This window comes from Alicyclobacillus suci (assembly GCF_017329615.1).
Taxonomy (GTDB): Bacteria; Bacillota; Bacilli; order Alicyclobacillales; family Alicyclobacillaceae; genus Alicyclobacillus; species Alicyclobacillus suci.
Genome location: NZ_JAFMTW010000060.1, coordinates 1 through 15,478, shown reverse-complemented (window position 1 = coordinate 15,478; position 15,478 = coordinate 1). Strand labels below are relative to the sequence as shown.

Below are 15,478 nucleotides of genomic sequence, written 5' to 3'. Positions count from 1 at the left end.
GAACCAATGGTCCCAAGGAGGTGATCGTAGTACCCCGACCGCTACGAGAATTTTATCTCAAAACTCTTTGGAGTACGTAACATCAATATACTAGGAGGTAATGCATAATGGTCGGTGGAACTTGCATCAAATTTGGCGACAGTATCAACACGGACATCATTATCCCCGCTCGCTATCTCGTCAGCATTGACCCACAGGAACTGGCGGAACACGCTTTTGAACCACTCGGCGAGGAGGTTCAGAATCGACTCCGACAATCCAAAGTCGTCGTCGCTGGTGTCAACTTCGGCTGCGGCAGTGCAAGAGAGCAGGCAGCTTCCTGTTTGGTTGGCGCCGGCATCCAAGTGGTCATTGCAAAGTCGTTTGCTCGGGTCTTCTTTCGCAATAGCATCAATACCGGCTTATTAGCTGTGGAATGTCCAGATGCGGTCGAGCATATCGGCGACGGTGACACGGTATTGGTCGATGCCACAGAGGGAACGGTGAGCGTTGGGTCCGACACATTTCACTTCGAACCGTATCCGGAGAGTTTACGGCAGATTTTGGACGCCGGCGGTTTGATTCCGTATATCACACAGCACGTAGTGGCCGTGAGGAGGTAATTCGATGGGCAAGACGTTTGCAGAAAAAGTGATGGCGAAGGCAGCGGGTATCGAACAGGCTACGGCAGGGCAGGTCATCAACGTATATCCCGACCTCATCATGAGTCACGCTGCGAGCTGGCGCTGTATTCGGACACTCGAGAAAATGGGCACAGATGAACTCTACGATGTGAATCGTATCGCTATGGTGATGGATCACAATTCACCCGCCCGGACCGCAAAAACCGCGGCCGACCAAAAATTGTGTCGAGCGTTTGCCAAGCGTAAGGGGATTGAAAAATTTTACGACGTGGATGCCGGGATTGCACACGTGGTCCTGATGGAAGATGGCCACGTTCGTCCGGGCATGGTACTGATTGGCACGGATTCGCACTCGACGATTTATGGTGCGCTGGGCGCTGCAGGCACTGGGGTTGGGTTTAGTGAAGTGACGGCCACTTGGGTTTCTGGGTATCTCTGGATGAAGGTGCCTAACTCTATCAAAGTGGTTATCAACGGTCCGTTATCGCCAGGGACGACCGCGAAGGATGTCATGCTCAAATTGATAGGGGACGTATCTGCGGATGGCGGGACGTATTGTTCCATTGAATTTCACGGGAGTTACGTTCAAGGGCTCAGCGTGTCCGAGCGTATGACATTGTGTAATTTGGCGATGGAACTTGGTGCGAAATTTGCTTATGTGCCCCCAGATGAAGTGACGCGGGCCTATCTCGCAGAGCGGGGCGTGCAACCACACGAATACGAGGAGATTTATCCGGACGAGGATGCGGTGTATAGCAAGGTCATTACGATTGATGGCGCAGAGCTGACGCCTCATATTGCTTGTCCACACACGGTCGACCATGTCTTACCTATCTCCGCTGTGGCCGGGCAAAAGGTAGACCAAGTGTTTATTGGCTCCTGTGCGAATGCGAAATATGACGATCTCGCCCAAGCCGCGGCTATCCTGAAAGGCCACAAGGTAGCGCCTGGCGTTCGCCTGATTGTCACGCCAGCGTCGAAACATGTACTCGAACGGATTGTCAAAGATGGCATCTTTTCCACACTCCTTGAAAGCGGCGCGATGCTTACCAATCCCGGTTGCGGTGCATGCGCGGGGGATGGCGGCGTAATGGCGGACGGCGAAGTGACGCTTTCCACGGCCAATCGAAATTTTCAAGGGCGGATGGGCAGTTATCACGCGCAGATTTACTTAGGGAGCCCTGCGGTCGCCGCAGCGACGGCCATTCGCGGTGTGATTACCGACCCTAGTGAATTTTTTGCGAAGGAGGCGTCACGCACATGAACTTGGTCGAAAAAATTCTGGCGAAGGCGAGCGGGCGTACGACCGTCCGCCCCGGCGACGTGGTCGTCGCCAATGTGGATTGTCTCTTACTACACGACTTGAGTGGGTATATCACTTCACGCGTGTTTGATAACGAAGTTCGCCGGCCCATGCGTTATCCGGAGCGGGTGGTGATGGTATTTGACCATCACTTCTCCCCGCCGAGTGAAGAACGGGCGAGGATGCTAGAGGAAAATCGAGCGTTCGCGCGACGTCACGGCATTCACCTCTTTGATTGTGGGAGCGGGAATATCCATCATGTTGGCGTGCGTCGGGGGTTTGTTCGGCCCGGTACCATCGTCGTCGGGTCAGATAGCCATACGCCCGTTCACGGAGCACTCGGCTGTTTTGCTGCGGGGCTTGGCAACAATTCACATGCGGGGACAGTCATGCCGTTTGGTAAGGCATGGTTTCGGGTACCGGAAACCATCCGCATCGAATTGTCCGGCACGCAAAAAAAGGGCGTGGTGCCGCGCGATGCTGCCTTGTGGTTAACCGGACAAATTGGTGAAGGCGGTGCGGTTTACAAGGCCTTGCAGTTTGCAGGTCCATTTATCAAGGATTTGGAGATGTGGGATAGATGGCTATTTCCGCTGATCACGATTGATGTGGGCGGAAAGTGTGGGTTTATTGAGCCTGACGAAAAGACGATAGATTTTGTCCGAAGTCTCACTACAGAGCCGTTCGACGTCATCACGTCAGATGAAGATGCAGAATACGTGGAGCTCCGGGCGTACGACATCAGTGATTTAGAACCGCAAGTCGCCGCCTCGCCGACACTTGGCAATGTAGGGCCGGTGGGGAAATTTGCGGGTGCCCCTGTACAGTGGGCGGAACTGGGTGGACATGGCGGTGGACGTTTACAAGACATTCGGCAGGCTGCGGAAATTCTGCGGGGTCGCAAGATTGCACCTGGCGTCAAGTTCAATATTGTACCATCCAGCCGAGAAGTGTTTGCGGAGGCTTGTCAGGAAGGACTTGTACAAACGCTACATGAAGCGGGATGTACGTGGTTTCCGCCGAGCACCGGATCGAACCAAGCGATTAACATGGGGGCGATGGCGAATACGGAGGCGATGGTGTCGACGCATGCGCGGAATTTCCCGGGCCGTAACGGCAGTCCGGAGGCGAAGATGTACCTTGGCTCAGCTTACACGGTCGCGGCTTCTGCACTCGCGGGGAAAATTGCTGATCCGAGAGCGTATCTCGTGTGAGACGTTTTGTATTTTGAAATGAGGTGACGTGATGAAAGCGCGGGGACGGTGTTGGAAATTTGGGGATAACATCCCGACAGATCAGATTGTGCGAGCGGATAGGGTATTGTTATCGATGCAAGACATGGCAAAGCACGTGTTGGAGAATTTAAATCCAGATTTCGCTCGGTCGGTCAAACCAGGTGACATTTTGGTGGCGGGCAAACACTTCGGGCAATCGTCTGGGCGAGCAGTCGCGCCCAAGGCGATTCAAGCCACAGGCGTCGGTGCGGTGGTTGTCGAGTATGCATCTCGCTTATTCTATCGAAATTGTTTTGAAATCGGGCTTCCGATTTTGGAATGCGCAGGTATTACGAATTTTGTTCACGATGGCGATATCTTGTCTGTGGATATGACGGATGGCCGAATTCACAATGAAACGACGCAGCAGACGGTTTATGCGAATCCGGTTGACCCGTTCTTGATGGACATGTTGCGTGCAGGGGGCATTATTCCAATGGCCGCCAAGCTCGCGGGCGAGGATTGAATGCTTCATGGTTTGGTCGCGGCAAAATCAGCTGTAAGGTTTAGCCGCGACAAGGGAGTCTGGATGTTGACGAGCAAACCGCGACCTCAGGTTGCGGTTTGCGAGGTTTTGCCCCGCAATCTACTTCAGCCCCGTTAATTATGAGGGCAGCGTCCACGCCCGTTGAAGAAAATCCCGAAATAACTTTGATTCACTGGAAAGCCGGACGTTTTGTGGATAAATCATTGCGATGTCGATATGAATCGCATGCACGCCGACAGACAGTGGAATGAGCATACCCTCTCGCAATTCGTCTGTGATACTAAACCGGGGGATTACGGCGATACCCACGCCTTGCTTCGCCATCTCAATCAGACTCTTGTAATCTTCGACTTGTACGGTCACGCGGTAGTTCGAGACACCGAGTTTTTTTAAATACAAATCAATCATCTTGGCGTGGGTCGATGCACGAATGCCACCGATGAACGGATAGTGCGCCAATTCGTTGGGACATATGACTTTGTGTTGCGATAACTCGTGTGACGGTCCCACCACAATCTCGAGGCTCTCTTCTGTGAGCGTGTCTGAACATAGGCCCTCTGTCTGACCAAGCGCCATAATGAGGCCGAGATCGGCTTTTCCATGGCGAACGTATTCCGTCACCACATCGTGCGTTTGACTATAGAAGACGATATTGACGCCTGGGTATGCCTTCGAGAATGACGCGAGATACGGGGGGAGCAGGTTGTTCGCAATATTTCGTTGCGCGACGACCGAAATCGTCTTTTGCGTGTCCATGAGTCTGTGGATGGCTTGCTCGACTTGACTGGTTTTCCGCTCGATATCGAGCGAATACGCGTAGAGCAGATGCCCTGCCTCCGTCAACTCGGGTGTACGTCCGGGTGCGCGGAGAAAGAGGGACTTGGATAACTCTTGTTCGAGTGCTTTAATGTGTGCGCTGATGGTCGGCTGGGTCATCTGCAACTGACGCGCGGCAGCACTAAACCCGCCACATTCGACCACGGTTTTAAACACGCGTAGACGGTGAATCGTGGTTTCCAACAAGGCGACTTCCATCCTTTCTCTTTGTCCAACCCATTGCCTAAAGGCTATACGGCATAGCAAAAGAGCAAATTCTCGAGCGGTTAAGCGCTTTCTATAATGATAGTAGAAAAATGAGAGGATGGCGACGTTTCGAAGAATTATGGTCCAGTTGTGTACTGAAAAAGGTGGGAGGATACCAGGTGAGTATTTTAATGGGTGTGGACATCGGCGGCACGTTTACAGACCTCATCGGGTTTGACGAACAGACAGGACAACTGCTACATGCCAAGCGTCCGACGACGTACTTCGATTTGGTTCAGGGCATTGTGGATTGTACGGCGGCGAGCGGTTTAGACATGGGCGAGGTCAGTCAGATTGTTCATGGCTCCACGATTGCGATTAATACGGTGATTGAGGAAACAGGCGCCCGCACGGCGTTGATTACGACCCGCGGTACGCGCGATATCTACCGAATTGGCAGAGGCAATCGGCCAGACGCGTACGATTTCTTTTTCCATCGCCCTCGGCCACTGGTGCCAAGACACCTGACGTTTGAGGTGACGGGCAGGATGCTCGCAAACGGTGACGAATGGACGCCGATTGACGAAGGGGAGATAGAGGCGCTTTGCGAGACGTTGTCGGAGCAAAAGGTCGAGGCTGTGGCGGTGTGTTTTCTTCATTCTTACGCCAATCCGGCGCACGAGGAACGCGTCGGCAAAATCATTCGATTGCGCTTGCCGGATTGTTACGTTTCGCTGTCTCACGAAATTCTTCGCGCCTATCGGGAGTATGAACGGACGTCGACGACTGTATTAAATGCTTACGTAGGTCCAAAAGTCAGCCGTTACATCAATGAATTGAGTAGCAGAATGAGTGGAATTGGATTCGCGGGGCATTTTTCCATCATGCAATCCAACGGCGGGGTTATGGCGCCTGAAATGGCTGCGAAGCGGCCCGTAAACATGATGGAATCAGGTCCAGTTGGCGGGATTATCGCGTCTGCGGAGATTGGCCGGTCGTTAGGGTATACGAACGTCATTGCCTTTGATATGGGTGGGACGACTGCGAAGGCCAGCTTAATTCGCGCCGGCGAAGTCATGATGTCCGAAATGTACTACATCGGTGGCTATGCGAGTGGCTATCCGGTGATGATTCCGGTCGTTGACGTCGTCGAGGTAGGCACGGGCGGGGGAAGCATTGCGTGGATTGACGAAGTCGGTACGCTGCGTGTAGGGCCACAGAGTGCGGGGGCTGATCCCGCGCCGATTTGTTATGGCAAAGGCGGTTGTGAACCGACGTTCACCGATGCATTTGTCGTTTTAGGTAGAGTGGGCGCACAGGATTTCTTGGGCGGCGATTTGAAGTTGGATGAGTTATCGGCGATTCAGGGAATTCAGCACAAACTAGCAGACGTGTTACACATCGGCGTGTACCAAGCGGCTCAAGCTGTGATTCAAATCGCCATCAACAACATGTCGCTCGCTGTCCGGCAGGTTTCTGTAGAAAAGGGATATGACCCTCGTGAATTCGCCCTTGTTGCCTCCGGCGGCGCGGGTCCGTTGAGCGCACTCGCCGTCGCGCGTGAACTCCATATCCCGACGGTGATTATTCCGCGTTTCCCCGCGCACTTCTCGGCAATTGGCATGCTCTTGACGGATGAAAAACACGACTTTGTTCGAACGTACTACGGGGCGTTGGAGGACGTCGACTTCGAACAGCTCGTCAAGGTTCACGACGACATGCTGGAGGAAGTGAGAGCAGTGGTCCGAAGCGAATCGATGACCACGACAACTATCGTGTATCAAACTTGCCTCGATGTGCGCTATGTCGGTCAGGAGTTTACACTCTCCGTGCCCGTTTCGGATGAACAGCTTCGGCAGGCGCGCATTCAGGAGATTCACGATGCGTTTGACAACATTCATCAGCAGCGGTTTGGGCACCAAGCACCGCATGAGCCGGTGGAGATGGTGAACATTCGATTGACTGCAATCGGCGTTCGTAATAAACCGAAATTTCAGTTAGAAAGAAATGAAGATTGCCTGCCACACGTGTCGTATCGCAAAGTTTTCTTTGAAGATGCAGAGAAGCCAATTGACTGCCCGGTCTACGAACGGGATAGTCTGCCGCCGAATTACGTGTTGGCAGGTCCTGCGCTCGTTCAGGAATACGCGTCAACCACGGTCCTTTATCAAGGAGACACGTGTACGGTCAGTCAAACCGGTGAGTTAGTGATTTCAGTGGGAGGTGGCCAAGATGCGTGAGGTGATGCGCCAACAGGTGGATCCAGTGACCTTGGAAGTGATTCGGAACGCACTGCCTGCCATTTCGAACGAGATGTCCGCAGATCTGCAGCGGGCTTCTTATAACATGATGGTGTATGAAGTCAGAGATTATTGCTGCGCGCTCGTGGATAAAAAAGGCCGTCTCATCTCGCAAAATCTGGGGGGCGTCTCGCACTTTGTCGCGGACCTGGGCGTGATTATCAAAGACGCAATGGCGAAATACAAGGAGGACGGTTTTTACCCAGGGGACGTACTCATCACCAATCACCAGGCGGTCGCGGGCCAGCATTTGAATAACATCGTCATCTATACGCCATTTTTCTATGACGAAGAATTGATTGGCTTTGCGATGGTGCGCGCGCATTGGATGGACGTGGGCGGCTTGAGCACGGGCTTTGGTGGGGGTGTGAAGATTGCTGATCCGTGGATGGAAGGGTTACAACTCAATCAGCTCAAAATATACGAGGCCGGGCGTGTCAATGAGACTTTGATGGCGATTCTGAACGACAACATCCGTTATCCGGATTCCTCGTTAGGGGATATGCGTGCGCAAATTGCGGCCTGCCACTTGGCCGAGCGCAGGCTTGAGGAGTTATTCTCCAAATATGGACGTGACAAAGTGATGGCGTACCTTGAACTCATTTTTGCGAAGACAGAGGAGCGGTGCCGCAAGGTCATTGCGAATATTCCCGATGGCGTTTACGAAGCCGAATCGTTTTTGGACAATGACGGGGACAATTTGGCGGAGCCCGTCCGCATTCATGCGCGTGTCATCGTGGATGGGGAAGCGATGAGCATCGATTTATCCGGTTGTTCGCAAGCGCGTAAAGGGGCTATCAACTCCCGCACACTGGCTGGGGCGATGGTTGCATACAAAGCGTTAACTGCGCCGTTCGATCCGGTTAACGAAGGATCCTTCCGAGCCTTGCAGGTCGTGATTCCTGAAGGCAATATCATGATGGCTCGGTACCCCAGTCCGATGGCCAAATGGAGCATCATTCTGCCGACCGTGATTGATACCGTGCTGGCTGCGTTGGCAAACGCCATTCCGGAACAGATTCCAGCGGCGCACTTTGGCACACTTGGGGGCTCTATTACGTGTTTTGGCGTCGACCCAAGAACGCATAAACCGTTTGTGTTACAGGGTATTGAAGGCGGCGGCTGGGGTGGTCGTCCGCACGAGGATGGGGAGTCGGCGGCTGTGTCGGTTTGTCAGGGCGATGTTCGCAACGCGCCTATTGAGAGTATCGAAATCAAGGCGCCCGTGATTGTGGAAGAGCGGCGTTTGCGCCAGGATTCTGGTGGCGCCGGAACGTTTCGCGGCGGCCTCGGCCTCGATGTGCGGATTCGCAATGTAACGGAGGTTCAGTGGAATCTCTCGCAAGGCCGCCGCAGTCAGTGTCCGCCTTGGGGACTGTGGGGCGGCAAGCCCGGGGAGGTATCCGATTATCTACTGAAGTTGCCGGGAGAAACGGTGTGGCGCAGTGTGGATGTCGTGCGGCATGTGGTTCCGGCGGGATCGGAAGTACTTGTGCGCACGCCGGGCGGCGGTGGCTGGGGCAACCCATTTGAACGGGATGTTGAACGCGTGCGTTTTGATGTCCTTGAGGAATTTATCAGCCGAGATTGTGCGCGCACCGATTATGGTGTGGTTTTATGCGACGATGGTTCCGTCGACGTAGATGGCACGACCCATTTGCGTCGCATGTCTGGCGCATCGGCATGTGGGTACGGGGTTGCGCGATAGGGTAGCGGTTTCTCTGTTGTCTTTGTTCCGGGAGGCGATAATGTGTCATTCCTAGCGAATTTATCAGAGTATATTGTGGGGTGTCGCTTTTCTGATGCAGATAGGCGGGCGGCGGCACTTCACACCATCGATGCGCTTATCGCTTACGCGGCGGGGGGATATACGGATGAGGGACGTGCACTGCGCGAACGAATGTTTGTTCGAGCGGCAAGCCAAGAGGTAACCCGCACGTCAGCGGTTCCGTTTTCGTTTGATGAGCAGAATCGATTAGACCGACTATTGCTCAAAAGTGCTACAATTCGGTTAACCGAGGTCGACGACATTCACCGAGCGTCCTGTATTACGCCCGCGTCTGTCATCGTTCCGACGGCCTGTGAATTGTTTACTGATATATCTACTATGTCAAACGACGCGATGTGCGATTTTTTGGATTCCATACTCATTGGCTACGAAGTCATGAGCAAATTGGGAATGGCGATAGATGGTGCACGTATCGTCTATCGGGGTATTTGGAGCACGCTTTTTTGTGCCGCTTTCGGTGCCGCTGCTGTAAGTGCTAGGCAATTGCGGTTGCCACAGGCGCAAGTGCAGCATGCACTTGCGCTCGCACTTAACTTATCCATTGGTGCGACCAGCAGAGGCACACCTCTGCCATATCGGTGGTTTACGTTAGGGCATGCGACGAGAGCTGGCTGTGTGGCAGCCATGGTAGCGGCAAATGGTTTTACTGGGGAACCAGCAGCCATTGATAGTTGTTGGTTCCAGCGTATGTATGGTATCCAAGTAGATACTGAAAAATTGTGCGTAGATTTACACGAGGCAGTCGAAATTTATCAGACCAGCCTGAAACCGTATGGTTCTGCCAAACAAGTCATCCCGGCCATCGAAGGTCTGCGCGCGATTCTGACAAGCCAGGATGTCTTGTGGGAAGACGTTCAACACGTTTATGTCTATGTCCCGGCGGCGTTCTTTAGGATGATTGACCACCCACCCACCAATCGATTGTCCTCGCTCTCCAGCGTTTCCTATCAGTTGGCTTTATCGGTTTACCATCCATCCGGGTTATATGATATTAACCGGGGAGAGATCTTGGGGACGGAAGACATGAGGGCGTTTATGAACAAAGTGACCGTGGTGCCTGATGAAGGGCTCTCGAAGGCCTATCCTCGACAATGGGCGACACGCGTCCAAGTGAGTGCGGGGACTTATGTGTTGGAGGAGACGGTGGACGAGACGCCTGGAGACGCGGGGATGCCGTTGACGACAGAGCAACTCGCTTGGAAATGGACACAATTGTTGCAGCCGATTCCGGAAGTACAGAGGAGAAATGAGCTTCGTCTACGAGCGATTGCGGCACTCGATGACATCACAAGCCTACACGAACTGATGCAACAGGTTCAAGCACTCTGAGGAACCCCGATTAAGTGAACCCATGAGTGAACCCATGCACGGGAGGCCTGTACATTGGACATGGATGAACGGCATGATGATGCCGACTGGGTAGAACTTCCACGACTACACTCCGACGTGGCGAACCAGATTTGAGCGTTGTCGCAAAAGGTGGGGAGCAATGGACGAACCATGTTCTGTTTCGCGATTACTTGCGATATCATGAATCCGATGCGAGGGCCTACGCCTCGCTGAAAATGACTTTAGCATCCCAATATCGTCACGACCGAACCACGTATATGTCCCGTAAGGGCCCACTCATTAATAGAGCGATACTTTGCAAGGCGTACAGATGGCGCAACACATGATGTCATACGGAATTTGACAAGAGGAGTGGGGTAGCGTGATCACAGAACGCCCGTTGCCTAGTGACTATGAAGCGTATTTCGGACAATATATCGATCTCGTGCCAACGGGGGACTTGTACCAAGTTTATCAAACACAAATGGCATCCGTTTGCGCGCAAATTGCTGGATTGTTCGAGCGCGAAGGTGAGTTTCGTTACGCGGACGGAAAGTGGAGTGTCAAAGAAATCATTGGACATTTGAGTGACGCTGAGCGGATGTTTGGTTATCAAATTTTTGCATGGCACGCGGGTATTCCGCACCAATTCCTCCTGATTCAAACCTTGACACATGAGGACTTGAGAAAGACGGGGGTGTCGAGAAGTCACCCTGTGACCGTGCTTGCGGCAGCATGCATCATTCTAGGGCATGTCGAGCATCACATGCGTATTCTGCGGGAACGATATTTGTAAATGGGTTTCGTTTCTAATGATTCTGGGAACAATGAGTCTATCCACTGGAAAGGAAGGTTGATAGCAATGCAGCAACCACTTGAAAGCGCGGATACGATTCTCACTCAAATCAAGCAGTTGTTCGAGGAACACGGCGGTCAGTTATCTAAGAAAGATGTTAAGAAACAGCATCCAGAGATTATGCGCAGCGCTCTCTACTACTTTCCCTCTTGGGAACACGCTTTGACGAAAGCCACGGAATAGGCGCACGCTTATATATTTTGTCTGATTCCAAGCAATCGGATGATGGGGACTTCTTCTGTCGGAAGGAGTCCCCGTTTTCATATGTCGGATTCGATACGGGTGTCGTTCCCCAGTGTAAGGGCAAATGTCCTGCACAAATGCCGGAAATCTGCTACATTCGAAGGAGTGATAAGAAAATAGGGGAGTGGACAATCTGGACAGTCGAACAAATGCCGGCGAGAAGCCTATGGGGGATGGGATGCCAGCGGTGATCCAAACGCACGAGAAATTGGTGGCACTTGTGGAGGATATCATCGATACCGTGGCGACGTTCGATGGACGAATTGCCTATACACGCAAACTTGGCGGTTATTGGGATGTCACGTTTCGAGCAAGAGATGGTGAACTTGCGTTAAGGGTTTCTACTCGCACGACCTCCACTTGTGATGTGCAGGTTGCAATGGAACATCGCGGCACGCCAGAACTCCATCGCCAAGAGATTTATATGGGGCCTTTTGATGCAAAAGTGGTTCGTTATCAGGTGAGTACAGCGCTTGCTCAGTGGTACCAACAGGCGGTGCTGCAGCAAGCCCCGTGGGGGACGGAATCATAGGGGCGTGTGCGTAGGTTGGCTCGGACGCAACTTACACCGAACTGTCGTGATGGAAACGCGCCTGATGATGGTAATGCTCGCTTACAACTTGAATAAACCGCTTGGTTAACGGCTCATCTTCCAGAATGTCTGGGTAGGCGAGCAACGTCGGACGCCGAAAGGATTCGTCGTTGACGGGAATCGCGGCACAGCCCTTGCTGGTGGCATCGACCAGTGTGCGCCGGGGTAAGAGCGAGACACCGAGACCTTGGGCGACCATTGCTTTAATGCCGTCGATGCTATCTAATTCCATGCGAACATCCGGGTATAAGTCATGTTTAGCCAACAGCATGGTCACGCGTTTGCGAAATGGCGCGGTGGAATCGCTAAACGCGATGAACGGTTCGGATGCGATGGCGTGAATGCCCGGGAAGTCCTGGGTAAACGGATGGTTCGCTGGAACCACCAGGTCAATCGCGTCGTCTGGAAATTCAATCAGCCGTACCCGCGGGTGGTACACGGGCTCACCAAGAAAGCAAAAATCCACTTGGCTGTTGATTAAAGCGTCAACCATGTCTACATAAAGCCCCATTCGAACCTTCAGGCGCACGTCCTCCAATTCGACAATACGATGCAGGCACATGGGGACGTCAGTCGACACGAAGGCGCGCCCGGACATGACGCGCAGCGTCCGCCGAGGGTGTTTTGCGGGTTCAATCATTTGCCGCTCAATCGACACCATCTGCTCAGCGAGTGGAAGAAAGCCGCGCCCAGCTGGTGTTAACTGAACGCCATTCGGCGTCCTATCAAACAGTTGGTAGCCAATGTCGCGCTCCAATCGTTGGAGGCGAGTGGTCACTGTCGATTGTGACATGAACAGTTGTTCTGCGGTCCGAGAGATGGACTTATTGCGCGCTACCGCCAGAAATAGTTGTAGATCTTTTGTATCCATCGCGAAATCACCCCATGCCAGTACTTTGCATTATACCACCTCGCTTCACCAATGATGCTGCCTTTGTTGACGGATGAGGCACTCTCGTGGAATCGCAGCGTGGCTGCTGTCATCGGGGGCATTTGTTGACGGTAAATGAGTGTGGAACGGATGGAATGTCTTAATGAATTCGTAAGCTGTCTGTAATTCGCGACACGGTTCCAGCTCCTTATGCAAAGCAGTCCGATCTCTAGGCTTGTCCTGAGAAACGGTCTTTTTACCGTGTGTCTCCGCTTGATACATCGCCATAACGTCAATAAAATATCGCTAATAGCGCAAATAAGCGGAAACCTCAAGGGCGTCCTAAAGCGGAGTGACGGCCCGCTTGGTGTTTCCAGCACCGTTTGGGTTTTTATCGTTTTCAGGTGATTCCATCCGTCTTATGTAGTTGCTTGAATTATGCCACTCTACCGATATTCCAAGCACGTCTATTACTTTACAACCCAAGTTATCGCGACCGTTGGAAATTTTGGGAACAGCATGAAAGAATCAAAGCTGAGCGAACTTGTGCAACAAGTACAAAACGGTGATAACGATGCACTTAGACAACTTGTTCAACGGTTCATGCCTCTGATTAAAAAGTACGGCCACCACAATCCCGACGATGAAGCAGCTCTGATTTTATGGATAGCAGATGTTATACAGCGCTATAAACCGAACACATCCTGGGGTAAAGATGAACTTGAACAATTCAAATCCAAAAAATAAATAAATTTTTTCGTCATGGGGGTTGTTAAAATCGCCCCCTAATTACTCTTTATAGAGTAGAGGGGGTAAGGGAAACAGAATCCAGAGGGAGATGGTATCGTGGTACCTTTCTAAAGCCTGAGCCCCAAGATTATAGAGACGCAGAAATTGCTGCTTGGCTGGCCACAGGTATTCAACGCGAAAGTGCTCGACTGTCAAAACGCAGAAAACGCCTATACAACCACGAATGTCTCATCTTAAACACACCAACCACAGTCGATGGCGAAGAATTGCTCAATTGTATTGCTACCACATCTGACACTGCAGCAGAAGCAATCGGAAATACTTTTGTTAACGACATACTGTCATTACTTTCACGAAAACAACGCATTGTCGTGTTTGAAACGGTCATTGAAGATGTCCCAGAACGTGTTGTCGCGGATGAACTTGGCTTATCACAGCAAGCTGTTCATCGCCTGAAGATACGAGCCTTGAAGCGGTTGCAATTGCACTTACAAATCGCCTATGAATTGACGCAATTCACCAACAAATCAATTTAAGAAACGAGGCTGGAATCTCCATTCCAGCCCGGCGATATCGCCGATACGGAAAATGTGGACGTACGTATGCTGAATATCGGACTGTGTCGTTATCAAAGGAGAGATGCTCCATGGTATGTCGCGAACATTTAATTAATGCATTAACGCGCACTCATCAGGCGCTGACCGCGTGTGCCCATTGTATCGAAGAATCCGCTACTGAAGAGGAAAAGGAACTTTTTAGTAATCTTGGAGTTTCATTGGCCACCCAAGCAAAAGCAATTCATGAAAAACTATTGGATTTTAGCAATTCACAATGTTGGTAACGAATTCTGTTTTAGAGGAGGGTATGAAAAATTGGGACAACTATCCTATAGTCCTCGGCAGAAGTCAGCTTGGTGTAAAACAGTTATTCGAAATTGCGCCCGTAATTTGCGGAAAAAACGTAGTCGTTGGAACAGGGATCTGTTGATTTTGAACACCCAGGACGAGTATGGAGAAGAGGTGCAGGATAAACTCCCTGCTCAATTTGCCGAATACGAATTCAGTCATATCGAGTGGAATTTGATGCTTAACGAAGTTCTGACGTCAACCGAACAATGTGTCATTAATGGCCTGTATATAGCCGATCATTCACAACGGGATATCGCAAAACAATGCTTTCTCAGCCAATCCAGTGTTAGCAGAGTGAGCCGACAAGCGTTACAAAAACTAAGAAAGGCGTTGATGGAATGACTTGTTCTCCATTTTTTGTGCATGAGCTTATTCAACATATCAGAAATAATGATGACATGGCCGCTAAGACACTTTGTCGATGTTTTGAGCCGGAAATCCAAGCAGAAGCGCGTTTCGTCGACTATGGGAATAGGAAAACGGTTGAACAGGAACTGTGCAACGAATTTGTTTTTCGAATCCGAAATGTCGGTTAAAAATTGAATCAAAATTGGCTGTCGTGTTGTTCATAAGAGTAGAAGGCTTTTTAAGCTTCTACTCTTTTTAGGAGGTGTAATCATGAACCCCGTGAAAATCTTCACAAAATCAACATGTGGTTTTTGTCGACAGGCCAAGGAATTTCTTATTCAACAAGGAGTTCCATATGAAGAAGTGGATGCAAGTATCGAAGATGGCCGCGATCAGTTATACCAACTTGGATTTCATGTTGTTCCCGTTTTAATCATCAACGGACAGACAATTAGAGGATTTAATGAAGATCAGGTTCGAGAAGCTTTGGGTATTTGATGATTAACAATCACTATTTGAGTAAAAATCACCAGTCCATTTTCGAGAAACTTGAATCAAAGTCGTGAGTCGGAGGGTTTATATAGGGTAAGGGGAAGAAATCCTTCCCTCCCGGCCGGGATAAATCCAAGTTTATAAGGAGGAATTAAGATGTCTCAGATCACTGTAGGTTCGTCGTACTATACGGGAGTGTCAATAATTTTGTGTAAACTCTATCAGACGGTTTCTAGTGAAGATAGGGTTTCAAGCGCTCCTCGAAATGTATCGCAAGCTGGCTGAAGATT

The 15,478-nt window shown here is 51.3% G+C and carries 18 protein-coding genes; 16 read left to right on the top strand and 2 right to left on the bottom strand.

Going from position 1 to position 15,478, the window contains the following annotated elements; translation table 11 throughout:
* Nucleotides 1-107 precede the first annotated feature (107 nt).
* The 4 genes from J3482_RS18175 to J3482_RS18160 are packed head-to-tail and all read left to right on the top strand — an operon-like array spanning nt 108 to nt 3,666.
* Nucleotides 108-602, top strand: coding sequence for a LeuD/DmdB family oxidoreductase small subunit (locus J3482_RS18175; RefSeq protein ID WP_188332189.1), 495 nt, complete (start codon nt 108-110; stop codon nt 600-602).
* A gap of 4 nt (nt 603-606) precedes the next feature.
* A complete protein-coding gene (locus J3482_RS18170; RefSeq protein WP_146822349.1) occupies nt 607-1,887 on the top strand; it encodes a 3-isopropylmalate dehydratase large subunit in 1,281 nt (426 codons plus the stop codon).
* Entirely contained in the window at nt 1,884-3,140 is a 1,257-nt protein-coding gene (locus tag J3482_RS18165; protein WP_146822350.1) for a 3-isopropylmalate dehydratase large subunit, read from the top strand. The genes J3482_RS18170 and J3482_RS18165 overlap by 4 nt, the downstream gene beginning before the upstream one ends.
* 31 nt (nt 3,141-3,171) lie before the next feature.
* Nucleotides 3,172-3,666 (top strand): LeuD/DmdB family oxidoreductase small subunit, encoded by a 495-nt coding sequence (locus J3482_RS18160; RefSeq protein WP_146822351.1) that lies wholly within the window; start codon nt 3,172-3,174, stop codon nt 3,664-3,666.
* Between the two features lie 138 nt (nt 3,667-3,804).
* Here the strand turns inward: J3482_RS18160 and J3482_RS18155 are convergent, their stop codons facing one another.
* On the bottom strand, nt 3,805-4,710 hold the full coding sequence (locus J3482_RS18155) for a LysR family transcriptional regulator (RefSeq protein ID WP_188332190.1): 906 nt from the start codon (nt 4,708-4,710) through the stop codon (nt 3,805-3,807).
* Nucleotides 4,711-4,889: 179 nt separating this feature from the next.
* On the opposite strand from J3482_RS18155, the gene J3482_RS18150 reads away from it, so the two are divergent.
* From J3482_RS18150 to J3482_RS18120, 7 genes are all read left to right on the top strand, one after another.
* Nucleotides 4,890-6,950 (top strand): hydantoinase/oxoprolinase family protein, encoded by a 2,061-nt coding sequence (locus J3482_RS18150; protein ID WP_206922879.1) that lies wholly within the window; start codon nt 4,890-4,892, stop codon nt 6,948-6,950.
* On the top strand, nt 6,943-8,718 hold the full coding sequence (locus tag J3482_RS18145) for a hydantoinase B/oxoprolinase family protein (RefSeq protein WP_206922878.1): 1,776 nt from the start codon (nt 6,943-6,945) through the stop codon (nt 8,716-8,718). The genes J3482_RS18150 and J3482_RS18145 overlap by 8 nt, the downstream gene beginning before the upstream one ends.
* 42 nt (nt 8,719-8,760) lie before the next feature.
* A complete protein-coding gene (locus J3482_RS21655) occupies nt 8,761-10,128 on the top strand; it encodes an MmgE/PrpD family protein (protein WP_206922877.1) in 1,368 nt (455 codons plus the stop codon).
* Nucleotides 10,129-10,259: 131 nt separating this feature from the next.
* Complete coding sequence (locus J3482_RS21895) at nt 10,260-10,475, top strand: GrpB family protein (protein ID WP_188332192.1); 216 nt, start codon at nt 10,260-10,262, stop codon at nt 10,473-10,475.
* A 35-nt stretch (nt 10,476-10,510) separates the two neighbouring features.
* Complete coding sequence (locus J3482_RS18130; RefSeq protein WP_206922876.1) at nt 10,511-10,924, top strand: DinB family protein; 414 nt, start codon at nt 10,511-10,513, stop codon at nt 10,922-10,924.
* Between the two features lie 66 nt (nt 10,925-10,990).
* Complete coding sequence (locus J3482_RS18125) at nt 10,991-11,167, top strand: hypothetical protein (RefSeq protein WP_021297191.1); 177 nt, start codon at nt 10,991-10,993, stop codon at nt 11,165-11,167.
* A gap of 238 nt (nt 11,168-11,405) precedes the next feature.
* Nucleotides 11,406-11,759 (top strand): hypothetical protein, encoded by a 354-nt coding sequence (locus J3482_RS18120; RefSeq protein ID WP_146822357.1) that lies wholly within the window; start codon nt 11,406-11,408, stop codon nt 11,757-11,759.
* Nucleotides 11,760-11,790: 31 nt separating this feature from the next.
* On the opposite strand, the gene J3482_RS18115 is transcribed toward J3482_RS18120, so the two are convergent.
* A complete protein-coding gene (locus tag J3482_RS18115) occupies nt 11,791-12,690 on the bottom strand; it encodes a LysR family transcriptional regulator (protein WP_146822358.1) in 900 nt (299 codons plus the stop codon).
* A gap of 519 nt (nt 12,691-13,209) precedes the next feature.
* Here J3482_RS18115 and J3482_RS18110 point away from each other — a divergent pair.
* The 5 genes from J3482_RS18110 to J3482_RS18090 all read left to right on the top strand — a co-directional run bounded on the left by J3482_RS18110 (nt 13,210) and on the right by J3482_RS18090 (nt 15,194).
* Nucleotides 13,210-13,437, top strand: a complete 228-nt coding sequence (locus J3482_RS18110; protein ID WP_146822359.1) for a helix-turn-helix domain-containing protein — start codon at nt 13,210-13,212, stop codon at nt 13,435-13,437.
* 269 nt (nt 13,438-13,706) lie between these two features.
* Nucleotides 13,707-13,976 carry a sigma factor-like helix-turn-helix DNA-binding protein gene (locus J3482_RS18105; RefSeq protein WP_206922875.1) on the top strand — a complete coding sequence of 90 codons (270 nt, stop codon included), beginning with the start codon at nt 13,707-13,709 and terminating at the stop codon, nt 13,974-13,976.
* A 110-nt stretch (nt 13,977-14,086) separates the two neighbouring features.
* Complete coding sequence (locus tag J3482_RS18100) at nt 14,087-14,281, top strand: hypothetical protein (protein ID WP_188332194.1); 195 nt, start codon at nt 14,087-14,089, stop codon at nt 14,279-14,281.
* Nucleotides 14,282-14,312: 31 nt separating this feature from the next.
* Complete coding sequence (locus J3482_RS18095) at nt 14,313-14,690, top strand: sigma-70 family RNA polymerase sigma factor (RefSeq protein ID WP_188332195.1); 378 nt, start codon at nt 14,313-14,315, stop codon at nt 14,688-14,690.
* Nucleotides 14,691-14,966: 276 nt separating this feature from the next.
* A complete protein-coding gene (locus J3482_RS18090) occupies nt 14,967-15,194 on the top strand; it encodes a glutaredoxin family protein (RefSeq protein ID WP_146822361.1) in 228 nt (75 codons plus the stop codon).
* Nucleotides 15,195-15,478 lie beyond the last annotated feature (284 nt).

What these genes read in the sequence shown, in the direction of transcription:
- J3482_RS18145 (WP_206922878.1), top strand. Translation starts at nt 6,943, where the DNA reads ATGCGTGAGGTGATGCGCCAACAGGTGGATCCAGTGACCTTGGAAGTG.
- J3482_RS18125 (WP_021297191.1), top strand. Translation starts at nt 10,991, where the DNA reads ATGCAGCAACCACTTGAAAGCGCGGATACGATTCTCACTCAAATCAAG.
- J3482_RS18100 (WP_188332194.1), top strand. Translation starts at nt 14,087, where the DNA reads ATGGTATGTCGCGAACATTTAATTAATGCATTAACGCGCACTCATCAG.
- J3482_RS18160 (WP_146822351.1), top strand. Translation starts at nt 3,172, where the DNA reads ATGAAAGCGCGGGGACGGTGTTGGAAATTTGGGGATAACATCCCGACA.
- J3482_RS18115 (WP_146822358.1), bottom strand. Translation starts at nt 12,690, where the DNA reads ATGGATACAAAAGATCTACAACTATTTCTGGCGGTAGCGCGCAATAAG.
- J3482_RS18110 (WP_146822359.1), top strand. Translation starts at nt 13,210, where the DNA reads ATGAAAGAATCAAAGCTGAGCGAACTTGTGCAACAAGTACAAAACGGT.
- J3482_RS18175 (WP_188332189.1), top strand. Translation starts at nt 108, where the DNA reads ATGGTCGGTGGAACTTGCATCAAATTTGGCGACAGTATCAACACGGAC.
- J3482_RS18090 (WP_146822361.1), top strand. Translation starts at nt 14,967, where the DNA reads ATGAACCCCGTGAAAATCTTCACAAAATCAACATGTGGTTTTTGTCGA.
- J3482_RS18120 (WP_146822357.1), top strand. Translation starts at nt 11,406, where the DNA reads ATGCCAGCGGTGATCCAAACGCACGAGAAATTGGTGGCACTTGTGGAG.
- J3482_RS18165 (WP_146822350.1), top strand. Translation starts at nt 1,884, where the DNA reads ATGAACTTGGTCGAAAAAATTCTGGCGAAGGCGAGCGGGCGTACGACC.
- J3482_RS18170 (WP_146822349.1), top strand. Translation starts at nt 607, where the DNA reads ATGGGCAAGACGTTTGCAGAAAAAGTGATGGCGAAGGCAGCGGGTATC.